Source organism: Novosphingobium sp. SG751A (assembly GCF_013149295.1).
In the GTDB taxonomy this organism is placed as follows: Bacteria; Pseudomonadota; Alphaproteobacteria; order Sphingomonadales; family Sphingomonadaceae; genus Novosphingobium.
The window spans coordinates 45,036-57,712 of the sequence record NZ_JABGCB010000017.1; the positions used below are offsets into that span (position 1 = coordinate 45,036).

At 62.6% G+C, this 12,677-nt stretch carries 12 protein-coding genes; 7 read left to right on the forward strand and 5 right to left on the reverse strand.

Translation table 11 applies throughout. From position 1 onward, the window contains the following. The first annotated feature begins 49 nt into the window (after positions 1-49). A complete protein-coding gene (locus FHW96_RS20225) occupies positions 50-1,678 on the forward strand; it encodes an ATP-binding protein (protein ID WP_172342391.1) in 1,629 nt (542 codons plus the stop codon). Between the two features lie 8 nt (positions 1,679-1,686). Beyond that, positions 1,687-2,379 carry a response regulator transcription factor gene (locus FHW96_RS20230; protein WP_168602516.1) on the forward strand — a complete coding sequence of 231 codons (693 nt, stop codon included), beginning with the start codon at positions 1,687-1,689 and terminating at the stop codon, positions 2,377-2,379. Positions 2,380-2,626: 247 nt separating this feature from the next. On the opposite strand, the gene FHW96_RS20235 is transcribed toward FHW96_RS20230, so the two are convergent. Beyond that, positions 2,627-2,905: a hypothetical protein gene (locus tag FHW96_RS20235; protein ID WP_253951109.1), complete on the reverse strand. Its 279-nt coding sequence runs from the start codon at positions 2,903-2,905 to the stop codon at positions 2,627-2,629. Between FHW96_RS20235 and FHW96_RS20240 the strand changes: the two genes are divergently transcribed. Both FHW96_RS20240 and FHW96_RS20245 read left to right on the forward strand, forming a co-directional pair. Further along, complete coding sequence (locus tag FHW96_RS20240; protein WP_172342393.1) at positions 2,904-4,028, forward strand: hypothetical protein; 1,125 nt, start codon at positions 2,904-2,906, stop codon at positions 4,026-4,028. The two genes, FHW96_RS20235 and FHW96_RS20240, sit on opposite strands and share 2 nt — an antisense overlap. After that, complete coding sequence (locus tag FHW96_RS20245) at positions 4,021-5,415, forward strand: cytochrome P450 (protein WP_172342394.1); 1,395 nt, start codon at positions 4,021-4,023, stop codon at positions 5,413-5,415. The genes FHW96_RS20240 and FHW96_RS20245 overlap by 8 nt, the downstream gene beginning before the upstream one ends. On the opposite strand, the gene FHW96_RS20250 is transcribed toward FHW96_RS20245, so the two are convergent. Then, positions 5,416-5,829, reverse strand: coding sequence for a PilZ domain-containing protein (locus FHW96_RS20250; RefSeq protein WP_172342395.1), 414 nt, complete (start codon positions 5,827-5,829; stop codon positions 5,416-5,418). A gap of 220 nt (positions 5,830-6,049) precedes the next feature. Between FHW96_RS20250 and FHW96_RS20255 the strand changes: the two genes are divergently transcribed. The 3 genes from FHW96_RS20255 to FHW96_RS20265 all read left to right on the forward strand — a co-directional run bounded on the left by FHW96_RS20255 (position 6,050) and on the right by FHW96_RS20265 (position 8,886). After that, on the forward strand, positions 6,050-6,334 hold the full coding sequence (locus tag FHW96_RS20255) for a septum formation initiator family protein (protein WP_253951110.1): 285 nt from the start codon (positions 6,050-6,052) through the stop codon (positions 6,332-6,334). Between the two features lie 142 nt (positions 6,335-6,476). Next, on the forward strand, positions 6,477-7,541 hold the full coding sequence (gene pdhA, locus FHW96_RS20260) for a pyruvate dehydrogenase (acetyl-transferring) E1 component subunit alpha (protein WP_172342397.1): 1,065 nt from the start codon (positions 6,477-6,479) through the stop codon (positions 7,539-7,541). A gap of 1 nt (position 7,542) precedes the next feature. Further along, a complete protein-coding gene (locus FHW96_RS20265) occupies positions 7,543-8,886 on the forward strand; it encodes a pyruvate dehydrogenase complex E1 component subunit beta (protein ID WP_172342398.1) in 1,344 nt (447 codons plus the stop codon). A 141-nt stretch (positions 8,887-9,027) separates the two neighbouring features. On the opposite strand, the gene leuA is transcribed toward FHW96_RS20265, so the two are convergent. The 3 genes from leuA to FHW96_RS20280 all read right to left on the reverse strand — a co-directional run bounded on the left by leuA (position 9,028) and on the right by FHW96_RS20280 (position 12,646). Beyond that, positions 9,028-10,704: a 2-isopropylmalate synthase gene (gene leuA / locus FHW96_RS20270; protein ID WP_172342399.1), complete on the reverse strand. Its 1,677-nt coding sequence runs from the start codon at positions 10,702-10,704 to the stop codon at positions 9,028-9,030. A 203-nt stretch (positions 10,705-10,907) separates the two neighbouring features. Further along, positions 10,908-11,531, reverse strand: coding sequence for a TMEM175 family protein (locus tag FHW96_RS20275; protein ID WP_172342400.1), 624 nt, complete (start codon positions 11,529-11,531; stop codon positions 10,908-10,910). 2 nt (positions 11,532-11,533) lie between these two features. After that, the gene (locus FHW96_RS20280) at positions 11,534-12,646 is read right to left on the reverse strand and encodes a glycosyltransferase (protein WP_172342401.1); all 1,113 of its coding nucleotides are present in this window, start codon (positions 12,644-12,646) and stop codon (positions 11,534-11,536) included. Between the last annotated feature and the right edge of the window lie 31 nt (positions 12,647-12,677).

The window sequence follows — 12,677 nt, forward strand, 5'->3', positions numbered from 1 at the left end:
ACGGGTACACCATTGCCCGCAGGTCATAGATCTGCAAAGGAAAGGGGGCGTGAAAAGCCCCCTTTCTCTTGACCTGAAGGCCGTGACAGAGCCGGACCGGCCCGCCATTGCGGATCGCGATGCGAGGCGCGCGCATCCCTACTGGCCCTATCTGGCCTCGCTTGGGCTGGTGGGCGGCTTTTCTCTCATCGGCATTCTGCTCAATCCATGGCTGGGCGAGGGCTATGCCTCGCTGGTTTTTGTGGTGGGCGTGTCGATGGTGGGCGCGCTCTATGGGCTGATGCCTTCGCTGCTTTGCGCGCTGCTGTCCTCGCTGCTTTTCGACTTCTTTGTATCCGAGCCGGTGTTCGAACTGGCGATCAGCCGCACCACTGACCTTGCCCCGCCGGTGGTCTTTGCGCTTTGTGCGGTGATTTCGGGCCTGCTCTCAGGCCGCCTGCGCGATGAGGCCACCCGCGCCAACCGCTCCAACCAGCAATTGGCCAGTCTGCTCTCCCTCTCGCGCCAGTTGCAGAGCGCGAGCAGCGATGAGGCAGTGCATGACATCCTGTGCGAAAGCCTGCTGGCGGGGGCGGACGGCGGGATCGGCCTTTATCGGATGACCGAAGGGCGTGCTGTGCCGGTGGGTCGGAGCGCGGATGGGCCCGAATGGATCACGCTGGCCCAGGCCGCGATGCTGTGGGAACCGGAATGGCTGGAGGATGAACATCTGATCGGCTGCCGCCTGCTGGCGGGCGAACATTGTGTGGGGGCGTTGGTGGCGGACCGCACCACGGCGCGGGCGCGGGGCATCGGCCTGATGCTGGCGCAGGGGCGGATGGCGGCGCTGGCGCTCGAACGGATCGACCTGTCGCTGCGCCTGTCCGAGGCCCATGCCCATGCCCGCACCGAAGAACTGAAATCGGCGCTGCTCTCTTCGGTCAGCCACGATCTGCGCAGCCCCTTGACCGCGATCAGCGCCTCGGCCGCCAGCCTGCTGCACTTTGGCCCGCAATTCGACCGCGAAACTTCGCGCGAATTGCTCGACGGTATCGTCAAGGAGGCGGCAAGACTCAACGATCTGACCACCAACCTGCTCCAGATGACGCGGCTGGAGGCGGGCGAGGAGGGGCTGAGCTGGTCGCTGTTGCCGGTGGGCGAGAGTTTGCGCGCGATCATGGGCCGGGTGCAGATGCATCGCCAGACCCACCCGATGACCCTGCATATGCCTGCGCAGGAATTGCTGGTGCGCACCGACGCCACGCTGTTTGATCTGGCCGTGACCAATGTGTTGCAAAACGCGATCCGCTATAGCCCGGCGGGCAGCCCGATCACTATTGCCTGCATGTCCGATGGCTCGTGGTGCCATATTGCCATCAGTGACCAAGGCCATGGCATTCCCCCCGCCGAGCAGGAAAGGGTGTTCGACCGCTTCTATCGGCTTGCGCGCGATGCCCGTGTGCCGCAAGGATCGGGGCTGGGGCTGGCCATCGTGCGCGGCTTTGTTCAGGCGTCGGGCGGCAGGATTAAACTTGAATCGCCGCTGTGCGATGGGCAGGGAACGCGCATCACCATCATCCTGCCCCTGATGGAGCAGGATCAGAGCCGGTTGGCCGATGAGGATGACGATGAAATTGGCGCCAATATGGCGGATGACGCTGTTGATCTGGCGCCGGGCGCGGCAAGCATGAAGGCATAAGGAAGCATATGGTTAGCGGTCATATCCTGCTGGTGGATGATGAAGTGGGCATCGTGACGGCGCTGCGCCCGGCGTTGCGCGCGGTGGGCCATGAGGTGACCGTGGCCAGCGATGGCACGGCGGCTCTGGCCAGTTTCCTGCTGGCCGATCCCGATGTGGTGCTGCTCGATCTGGGCCTGCCCGATATGGACGGCAAGCAGGTGATTCGTAAGATCCGCGAGACATCCTCGACCCCGATCATCGTCATCTCCGCCCGCCATCAGGAGGCCGAGAAGATCGCTGCGCTGGACGAAGGGGCCGATGATTATGTCGACAAACCCTTTGTGCTGGGCGAATTGCTGGCGCGGGTGCGTTCGGCGCTGCGGCGGCGGCAACATCTGATCGAGGTGCCCGAGGGGCTGGATCTGGGCCATCTGAGCATTGATTTCGGCACGCGCGAGGTGCGGCTGCGCGGTGATCTGATCAAGCTTTCGCCCAAGGAATACAATCTGCTGCGTATGCTGGCCGACAGCGCCGGGCAGGTAGTGACGCAAAAACGCCTGCTGGCCGCAGGATGGGGCCGGTCCGAGGCCGATCCGCAATATCTGCGCGTCTATATCGGCATGTTGCGGCAAAAGCTGGAGATCAATCCGTCCGATCCCCAGATGATCCTGACCGAACCGGGCGTGGGCTATCGCCTGCTGGTTCCTGCCTCTGTGTAAAGCAGAGGCCATTGGCCAGACAAAACAGACGGCAAGGAAAGGGGCCGCCTTCATATCGCTTAGGGATAGGTTGAGATGAAGGCGACCACACAAAGTTGCGGATCGGAAAGCCAGACGAGGCCGGCATGTTTTGTTCTTCTGATACCGAGATTATCCAGCCCCAGCGCAGCTTGCACCTAAAAAAGCCATAAACGGCATCCGTTTCCGCCATTTCGGCTGCAAGCCTTGTGTTGCGGTCGCGGCAAATTCAGTAGCCCGGAAAGAGCTTGCGGACCAGTTGGCCGCGCCAGGGCTTGCCATGATAGTTAAAGAAGAACCAGCCGAACAGACGCGTGAAAGCCAGCACCGGCCGGGCCAGCGGATCGCCGTTTTCCCGCATATGGACATAGAGCGCGCGGTCGGCGCGGCGCCGGTCGGCACCGGTGCCGCCGCCGTTGATGCCATAGGCATTGTCATGCCGCTTGCACCCTATGTTGCGATTGCGGATGCGGCCGTTCATGAACAGGCAGTATTGGCGGTCGGTCATGGCCAAGGATAGACCCGCGCCCGCGCCCGCTTTCAAGCGCAAAATCTTCTATCTGCCCGGCTATGATCCGCGCGGCAGCCGCCATTACCACGCCATTCTGGCCGAGGAGGCTGCCAAGGATGGCGCGCTGAACCTGTCGCGTCGGCGTCGGGCGGGGGCCAATGTGGTCTGGACGCTGGAGCGGGGCGATGGGGCGGCATCGGGCGCGCATGAATTTCTGGTGTGGGATGACATTGTTCGCGCCACATGGGCTAAACATCCCCCCGCGCTTCTGCGGCAGGGGATAAGGACCTATTGGCATCTGTGTCGCCATCTGGACTGGCGACTGGCGCGGCGCTGGCCGAGGGCGGGGTGGGTCACGCTGTTTGCGCCCGGCGTGCTGTTTATCGCGCTGCCTATGCTGTTTTCGTTGGGCCTGTGGGGCTTGGCCGGGCGTGGGTGGCTGGCCTTTCCTGTGGCGCTGGGGCTGGGCTGGGTGCTGGCGATGGAGTTGCAGAAACGGCTGCACAGCCTGTGGCTGCTGCGCTTTGTGATTTTCAGCACGATTGTCTCGCGGCAGGAGGCGCCGGGGCTGGAGGATCGGCTGGACCGTTTTGCCGAGCGCATCGTGGCGGCGCTGGACGAGGATTGGGACGAGGTGCTGCTGATCGCCCATTCGGCGGGGACGATCCTGTCGATGATGGTGATGGCGCGCTTGCTGGCGCGGCGGGGCGGGGCGATGCCGGACCATTTCGCAGTGGTGACACTGGGCAGTGTGGTGCAGCTGATCGCCTGCCGAGGGGATGCGGCGTGGTTTGGCGCGGATCTGGACGCGGTGGCTGCGGGGGATTTTCGCTGGCTCGACATTGCCTCGGTCACAGATGGGGCCTGTGTGCCGCTGGTCGCGCCATGCCTTGGGCGTGCGAAGGAGGCGCCGGAGCGGCTGGTGCAGATTACCCCGCGCTGGTTCGCCTATTGCGATCCGGCCCATTATGCGCGGCGGCGGCGGGACAAGTATCAGACACATTTCGATTATCTGCGCCGATTGGATCGTGCGTCGCCGGTGGATTATCTGGGGCTGGTGGCCTCGGCCCGGCCCATCGCCCAATCCATCGCCGCGTTTGAGGCGCAGCGCCATGCATGAATGCCCCTTTATCCCGCCTTATCCCGCGCCTTTGGCCCAAAAGCCGGGGCTGATCCGCCGTTTCTATCTGGGATGGTGCAAAAGCTGGCTCGATATGCTCCACGGGCGGGCCTACACGATGAAGCTGGGCGTGACGCAATTGCCGGCGGGCCGGGCGTTCATGGTCAATGACATGGCGCTGGTCGAGCGTGTGCTGGGCGATGCGGCGCATTTCCCCAAGCATCGAATGGTGCATGACATGCTGGCCCCGATGATCGGCAACAGCGTGTTTGTCAGCAATGGTGAGGAATGGGCGCACCAGCGCGCGATGGTCAATCCGGCCTTTGTTCACACCAATCTGAAGCGCGCCTTTCCCCTGATGGCGGCGGCCACGCGGGATATGATCGGGCGGATGCGGGCCTTGGTCAACAATTCGCGGGCCGATGCGGCGGGCGGGCGGGTGGTGAATGTCGATCCGCTGATGACTCATGTGACGGCCGATGTGATCTTTCGCACGATCTTTTCGGTGGAGCTGGGCGAGGCGGAGGCAGGGGCCGTCTATCGCGCCTTTGGTGAATATCAGACCGTGTCACAGCGGGCGCATCTGCTGCGCCTGTATCGGCTGCCCGGCTTTGGGCTGGGGCGCAGGGCGCGGCGGCTGGGGCAGAGGGTGCGGGCGGTCTTTGCGCCGATTGTCGAGGCCCGTGCGGCGAAGGGGAGGGCGGCGGGCGAGCGGCGCGATATTCTCGACGCGCTGCTCGATGCGCGCCATCCGGTCAGCGGTGTTGGGTTTACGACGGGCGAGTTGGTGGACCAGTTGGCGCTGATCTTTCTGGCCGGGCATGAGACGACGGCGACCTCGCTGGGCTGGGCGCTCTATCTGCTCTCGGAATGTCCGGAGATGCAGGAACGCCTCCATGCCGAGATCGAGGCTGTGACCGGCGGAGGGCCGCTTGACTATGAGCATGTCAAGGCGCTGGACGGGGTGCGCAACCTCTATCGTGAGGCGCTGCGACTCTATCCGCCGGTGGGGTTTTTGCCGCGCACATCCGATACGCCCGTGACCATGCGCGACAAGCGAGTCGGGGCGGGCGAATTGATGCTGGTCGCGCCGTGGCTGGTTCAGCGCAATCCGGGCAACTGGGCGTGCCCCCATGCCTTTGCGCCGGATCGCTTCAACACGCCCGAGGGGGCCGAGGCGTTGAAGGAGGCGTGGATACCCTTTGGCAAGGGCGAGAGAATCTGCATCGGCGCGGGCTTTGCCCAGCAGGAGGCGGCGCTGATTCTGGCCGAGGTCATCCGGAATTTCCGGCTGGAATTTCCCGCCGGGCGGCCAAGACCGCAGGTGGTGGCGCGGTTGACCCTGCGCCCGCGCGATGGATTTGAGCTGGTGCTGCGGGCGCGATAATCAGATGCGGCGCAGGCGGTCGGTGCGGGTTTCATCCTGACGGGTAAGCACCGAGACCGGGCCGCGCTGGTAATAGTCGCGGGTTTCGTTTTGCTTGGCGCTGACTTCGGCGGGGGTGCGCAACAGGACAGGATCGATGGGGCGGGCAAAGGCCACGCCAAAGCGGTTGCTTTGCACCCATGCCACAATGCCCTCTATCGCGCCGATATTGCGTAATTCCAGCACGACCTTTTCGCCGACCGTGGCGCCCAATGTGCCCTCGGCCATCAGTCCGGTGGCCGAAACATTGCGGATTTTGACGCGTTCATCCATCTGGCGGTTGGGCCAGTGGCAGATCGAGGACAGCAGCAAATTGTTGCGCGGAGCATTGCGCTGGTCAGCATAGGGATCGGTGGTGGCGTCGGGCTGAGACATGACTTTGTCCTGAAGCGGAATGCGATCTGATTCTCTAAATCAGTCCGCCAAAGTTGGCCTGAACCGGGGATTAGGTTGGTTTACCTATCGACGAGCGGGCGGGGTGGGGTTTTGTCGAAAATTTTGGCGGTTTTGCCCGGTTTCCTGCGCGTTCCCGCTTGAAAGCGGAACCCAATTATGATTCTTGGTAATTATGCGACAAAGAATGCACAGGCCGAAAATGGCGCGTGAAGCTGTGGCGCAGGGCGTGGCCCTGTGTCTGCTTCTTATCATGCTTGCCGTGGCGATCGCCGGGCCCAGCGGCTTGCTGGCGTGGAGCGAGAATCGCCAGTTGCTGGAACAGCGCCATAAGGAAATTCAGAAACTGGCGGTTGAGCGCGACGAATTGCGCAACCGTGTCAACCTGCTCGATCCGCGTCATGCCGACCCGGATCTGGCCGGAGAATTGTTGCGCAAAAATCTTAATGTTGCGCATCCCGACGAGATCATCATGATGGTGAACTGATCGCGCGGTGATTCCTGCCCTCTGTCAAGTGGGCCATTGGAAGTGATGCGCGGTCATTACAAAATTCGTATGTGACGGTTTGCTGGATGGAGTCTAACTCCTATAGGCAAGGCTGAACATAACGACCTTCAGGGGAAGCGTCTTGGCCAGAACCGGCAAAATCCAGAATGCGGCACCCGCCGCAGCCGATAACTCCCTCAATGCACTTCAGGCCGCCTATGAGGCCAATCGGCGCTATGCCGCCAGTGATGAGGAATTGCTGCATTTCTACGAGCAGATGGTCCTCATCCGCCGATTCGAGGAACGGGCAGGCCAACTCTACGGCCTTGGCCTGATCGGCGGCTTCTGCCATCTTTACATCGGTCAGGAAGCGGTCGCCGTCGGTATCCAGTCGGCGCTGAAAGAAGGCCACGACAGCGTGATCACCGGCTATCGTGACCATGGCCACATGCTGGCCTATGGCATCGATCCCAAGGTGATCATGGCCGAATTGACCGGGCGCGAGGCTGGTATCAGCCGCGGCAAGGGCGGTTCGATGCACATGTTCAGCACCAGCCACAAGTTCTATGGCGGCCACGGCATCGTGGGCGCTCAGGTCTCGCTGGGCGCGGGTCTGGCCTTTGCGCATCAGTACAACGAAGACAACGGCCTGTGCGTTGCCTATTTCGGCGATGGCGCGGCCAACCAGGGTCAGGTTTACGAGAGCTTCAATATGGCGGCTCTGTGGAACCTGCCGATCATCTTCGTTGTGGAAAACAACCAGTATGCGATGGGCACGGCGGTCAACCGTTCGTCGGCCGAAACGCATTTCCATCGTCGCGGCGCGGCTTTCCGCATCCCCGGCATGGACGTGAACGGCATGGACGTTCTGGAAGTGCGCAGCGCGGCCAATCTGGCGGTCGAGCATGTCCGTTCGGGCAATGGTCCGGTGCTGATGGAACTCAACACCTATCGCTATCGCGGCCACTCGATGTCCGACCCGGCCAAGTATCGCAGCCGCGAGGAAGTCAACGAAGTACGCGACCACCGCGACCCGATCGAGGCGGCCAAGAAAGACCTGCTGGATCGCGGCATCCCTGAGGAAAAGCTCAAGGAAATCGAAAAGCGCATTCGCACCATCTGCACCGAAGCGGCCGATTTCGCGGAAAGCTCGCCCGAGCCGGCTATGCCCGAATTGTATACCGACGTTCTGGTGGAGACTTACTGAGATGGCGATTGAACTCAAGATGCCCGCCCTCTCGCCCACCATGGAAGAGGGCAAGCTGGCCAAGTGGCTGGTCAAGGTTGGCGATGAAGTGCGTTCCGGCGACATTCTGGCCGAAATCGAAACCGACAAGGCGACGATGGAATTCGAAGCTGTGGACGAAGGCACCATCGGTTCGATCCTGATCGCTGAAGGCACCGAAGGCGTGAAGGTCGGCACGGTCATCGCGCTGATCGGTGGCGAAGGTGAGGCGGCACCTGCCGCTTCGGCTCCCGCTGCTGCGCCTGCCGCCGCTCCGGCTGCCGCTGCCTCGGCGCCTGCTGCCGCGCCCCGTCCGGCCGACCCGGTTGTGCCGCATGGCACCAACATGAAGACCTCGACCGTACGTGACGCGCTGCGTGACGCGATGGCCGAGGAAATGCGCCGCGATCCGCGCGTCTTCGTGATGGGCGAAGAAGTGGCCGAATATCAGGGCGCCTATAAGGTGACCCAGGGTCTGCTGGCCGAATTCGGGCCCAAGCGCGTCATCGACACGCCGATCACCGAATATGGCTTTGCCGGTATCGGTACAGGTGCGGCGATGGGTGGCCTGCGTCCTGTCATCGAGTTCATGACGTTCAACTTCGCCATGCAGGCGATTGACCACATCATCAACTCGGCGGCCAAGACCAACTATATGTCGGGCGGCCAGATGCGTTGCCCGGTGGTGTTCCGTGGCCCGAACGGTGCGGCCAGCCGCGTGGGCGCGCAGCACTCGCAGAACTATGGTCCGTGGTATGCCAACGTTCCGGGCCTGATCGTGATCGCGCCCTATGACGCTTCGGATGCCAAGGGCTTGCTCAAGGCCGCGATCCGCAGCGAAGATCCGGTCGTGTTCCTTGAAAACGAGTTGATCTATGGCCGCTCGTTCGAGCTGCCCGAGCTGGACGACCACGTTCTGCCCATCGGCAAGGCTCGCATCATGCGTGAGGGCAAGGACGTGACCATCGTGTCCTATTCGATTGGCGTGGGTCTGGCTCTCGAAGCCGCCGAAGCGCTGGCAGCGGAAGGCATCGACGCCGAGGTCATCGACCTTCGCACGCTGCGTCCGTTGGACAAGGAAACGGTGCTGGCCTCGCTGGCCAAGACCAACCGCCTTGTCGTGGCCGAAGAAGGCTGGCCGACCTGCTCGATCGCTTCGGAAATCGCGGCCATCGCGATGGAAGACGGCTTCGACTATCTTGACGCGCCGGTTGTCCGCGTGTGCAATGAAGACGTTCCGCTGCCTTATGCGGCGAACCTCGAAAAGGCCGCGCTGATCAACACGCCCCGCATCATCGAGGCGGTCAAGAAGGTCTGCTATCGCTAAGCAGAGCTTTGGCTAAGGAATTGGGCGCTCCCGTCGAAAGGCGGGGGCGCCTTTTCTTTGGGCGCTTGGGAAGCGCGAGCGGGCAAAAAGAAAGGCCGGGGATCGCTCCCTGGCCTTTCTTTTTGTGCGATAGGCTCTCGATCAGGCAGGCTTCAACGCATTGGCTGCGCTCAGCACCGCGCGTACCGAGGCGGTGGCGATGTCATTGTCGAGGCCAACGCCCCACACGGTCTGACCATCGGGCCCGACGGCCTCAATATAGGCCGCAGCCTTGGCTTCCGAACCGGCCGAGAGCGCGTGTTCGGAATAATCCTTCACCGAGATCTCAACCCCGAAATGCTCGGCCAGCGTGGCGACTACGGAGGAGATCAGGCCATTGCCGCGCCCGGAGACGCTGCGTTCCTGACCATCGACGCCGATCTTGCCGGCGAACACGCGGGTGCCGTCGGGGGCGCGCGCTTCCTCGTAATCGACCAGTTGCAGATGCTGGGGATCATTGACGTAATAGACGCGCTGGAACACATCCCAGATATCGCCCGCCACCAGTTCGCGGCCCAGTTGATCGGCCAGTTCCTGCACATGGCGGCTGAAATGCGCCTGCATCTTCTTGGGCAGTTTCAGCCCCTGATCCTGCTCCAGCACCCAGGCAAAGCCGCCCTTGCCGCTCTGCGAATTGACGCGGATGACGGCCTCATAGGAACGGCCCAGATCGGCCGGATCGATGGGCAAATAGGGCACGGCCCAGAGCTGATCGTTGCGCTGCTCCTGCGCGGCAAAGCCCTTCTTGATCGCGTCCTGATGGCTGCCGGAAAAGGCCGTGAACACCAGTTCGCCGCCATAGGGATGGCGCTCGGCCACAGGCAGTTGGTTGCAATATTCGACCGTCTGGATCACCTCGTCAATGTCCGAGAAGTCCAGACCCGGCGCCACGCCCTGCGTGTACATATTCATGGCCACGGTCACCAGGCAGCAATTGCCCGTGCGCTCGCCATTGCCGAACAGACAGCCCTCAACGCGGTCCGCGCCCGCCATCAGGCCCAGTTCGGCCGCCGCCACGCCCGTGCCACGATCGTTATGCGTGTGCAGCGAAATCACCGCGCTTTCGCGATTGGGCAGGTTGCGGCAGAAATACTCGATCTGGTCGGCGTAAACATTGGGCGTAGCGCATTCGACCGTCGCAGGCAGGTTCAGGATGATCGGGTTCTCCGGCGTCGGCTGGAGAATGTTCATCACCGCCTCGCAGCACTCGATGCTGAAATCCAGCTCGGCGGTGGAGAAGGTTTCGGGGCTATATTCGAACTGCCACTTGGTCTGCGGGAAACGCGCGGCATTGTCGCGGAGCAGCTTTGCGGCGTTTTCGGCAATGCCGCGCACCTGCGGCTTTTCCATGCCGAACACCACGTTGCGCCACAGCGGCGAAACGGCGTTATAAACATGGACGATGGCCGAATGGATGCCCGCCAGCGATTCGAAGGAGGTCTTGATCAGATCCTCACGCGCCTGAGTCAGCACCTGAATCAGCACGTCATCCGGCACACGGCCCTGATCGACCAGCCCGCGGATGAAGTCATATTCGGTCGCGCCCGCGCTGGGGAAGCCGACCTCGATTTCCTTGAGGCCCACCTTGACCAGCAGGTCGAAGAAGCGGTTCTTCTTTTCCGCGCCCATCGGGTCGATCAGCGACTGGTTGCCGTCGCGCAGGTCGGTCGAGAGCCAGCGGGGGGCTTTCTCGATCACCTTGGACGGCCAGGTGCGATCGGGGATGTTGATCTGCGGAAACGGACGATACTTGACCGAAGGGTCTTTCAGCATGGACATGACAGGATCTCGTAAGGCTGGATGTGCGACTTGAGGCTAGATGCTTGCTCCCTTGAGCGCCGCGCGCGCTCAACCGGCACGCCAGCTCACGCCCAAGGGCGGATAAGTCGCAGAGTAAGGTCCAGATGAGCGATCATGGGGAAAGCCTATGACGCCATCGCGGCGCGAAGTAAAGTCTTGATTGCGCCGCGATGCGAAAGGGCTCAAGCCCCGCCGCAGGCTTCGAACAGGCGGTCCACCGGCCCGGCAGGCAGGAACCACAGCACCGCCACCGCGCCCGCGCAGGCGATGCCCGCCCACGGATACCAGCAGGCAAGCCCAAGCCCGGCAAGATAGAGCAGCGTTGAAACCAGACCTTTACGCGTGCTGGTGCGATAATAGGCCTCGGCGATGGGCGTGCGGTGGCCATGGCGGCGCACATCGGCCTGCAAGGGGATATAACAGACCGCCGGCGCCAGCATCACGCCCAGATAGAGCATCGTGGCATCCCGGCTGAAATGATGCTCGCCAAGATAAGCCGTGGCAAAGGGCACCAGCGAGAGCGTGAAAAGCAGCCCCATATTGTTCCATACCAGCCGGTTCGTGACCCGCGCGGCATGGGCGAGCAAGCGGTGATGGTTTACCCAATAGATCGCCACATAGGCAAAGCTGAGAACATAGGCAAGAAACACCGGCCAGAGGCGGAGCAGGGGCTCCCAGCCTTCTTGCTCGGGCGCGTGGAGTTCGAGCACCATGATCGTGACGATGATTGCCAAAACGCCGTCGGAAAAGGCTTCGACCCGACCGATGCTGCCGCGCGTTTCGAAGGAATCGTCGCTCTTGCTCATGCTCAGTTCCCCATGCTTGCGGCGCGATCATGCACGACCTGATCGAACCACGCCAGATAGGCATCCGCGCAAGGGTCGGCGGCCAGATGAGTGATCAGCGGGCGCAGCAGCGCGGTGGTGGGGCGGGGGGACTGCGCCACGACCAGCAAGCCTTGCGCCAGCAATTCCGCCTTGCGGCTTGGCACGATCATGCCTGCCTCGGGAATGGTCATGATGTCGCGCAGGAAATGCGAGCAATCGGTCGAAACCACCGGCACGCCATGCGCCAGCGCCTCAACAGCCACCGCAGGGCCGCCCTCGAACGTGCTGGATACGAACAGCGCATCCGCATCGGCCAGAAAGGGGTCAATCGCCGGGACGTGACCCATGAAACGCACCGTATCGCCAAGGCCCATGCGGTAGGCCATCTTTTCCATACGCGGGCGCAGATAGCCTTCGCCCAGCATGGTCAGCCGCGCAGGCGTGATACGGTTTAAGGCAGCAATGGTCTTGAGCGCCAGCGGGGCATCCTTCTGCGGTTCGAACCGCCCGGCCCACAGGATTTCCAGACGATCTGCGGGCTCATGATGTGGGGCAGGGCTGTCGGCCAGAAAAACCGGGTCATAGAGCGTCGAGACATTGACCCAAGGCGCGATGGCGCGGATCTCGGCCTCAAGGCCGGTGTTCATCGCGGCAAAGCCATCCAGATCACGGACAAAATGACGCAGCAGCCAGCGCATCGGTCTCGCCACCGCCCCTTCGGGCAGGACGGGATTGGAAATCTTCACCACCAATGCGGCAGCCCCGCGCACCTTGGCCAGCGCAGGGATCAGCGGGAAATGGAAATTGCCCGGCAGGAAGATCACATCGGGCCTCAGGCGCTTCACATAGGGTGCCATCGCAGGCCCGAGTCGCAGGCGCGAGGTCAGGCTGCGCGACAAGGGGGGGGCGAGTTCGACGACCTCGATGCGCGGATCGACCGTATCCTCAAGCCCGCCCGTCCGCGCGCCGCACAGGATCGTTACCCGACGGCCCTTATCCAACCAGCGCCGCGCCATGCCCAGCGCGATACGCTCTGTGCCGCCCCGATTGAAATCGTGGAAACAGATCAGAATGTGGTTTGCGCGCTGGACCATGCGCCATTCCTCACAACAAAAAGCGCGCCGT

Excerpts from the sequence above, each read along its gene's own strand:
- FHW96_RS20230 (WP_168602516.1), top strand. The coding sequence starts at position 1,687 with ATGGTTAGCGGTCATATCCTGCTGGTGGATGATGAAGTGGGCATCGTG.
- FHW96_RS20240 (WP_172342393.1), top strand. The coding sequence starts at position 2,904 with ATGGCCAAGGATAGACCCGCGCCCGCGCCCGCTTTCAAGCGCAAAATC.
- FHW96_RS20235 (WP_253951109.1), bottom strand. The coding sequence starts at position 2,905 with ATGACCGACCGCCAATACTGCCTGTTCATGAACGGCCGCATCCGCAAT.
- FHW96_RS20245 (WP_172342394.1), top strand. The coding sequence starts at position 4,021 with ATGCATGAATGCCCCTTTATCCCGCCTTATCCCGCGCCTTTGGCCCAA.
- FHW96_RS20250 (WP_172342395.1), bottom strand. The coding sequence starts at position 5,829 with ATGTCTCAGCCCGACGCCACCACCGATCCCTATGCTGACCAGCGCAAT.
- FHW96_RS20255 (WP_253951110.1), top strand. The coding sequence starts at position 6,050 with ATGGCGCGTGAAGCTGTGGCGCAGGGCGTGGCCCTGTGTCTGCTTCTT.
- FHW96_RS20265 (WP_172342398.1), top strand. The coding sequence starts at position 7,543 with ATGGCGATTGAACTCAAGATGCCCGCCCTCTCGCCCACCATGGAAGAG.
- leuA (WP_172342399.1), bottom strand. The coding sequence starts at position 10,704 with ATGTCCATGCTGAAAGACCCTTCGGTCAAGTATCGTCCGTTTCCGCAG.
- FHW96_RS20275 (WP_172342400.1), bottom strand. The coding sequence starts at position 11,531 with ATGAGCAAGAGCGACGATTCCTTCGAAACGCGCGGCAGCATCGGTCGG.
- FHW96_RS20280 (WP_172342401.1), bottom strand. The coding sequence starts at position 12,646 with ATGGTCCAGCGCGCAAACCACATTCTGATCTGTTTCCACGATTTCAAT.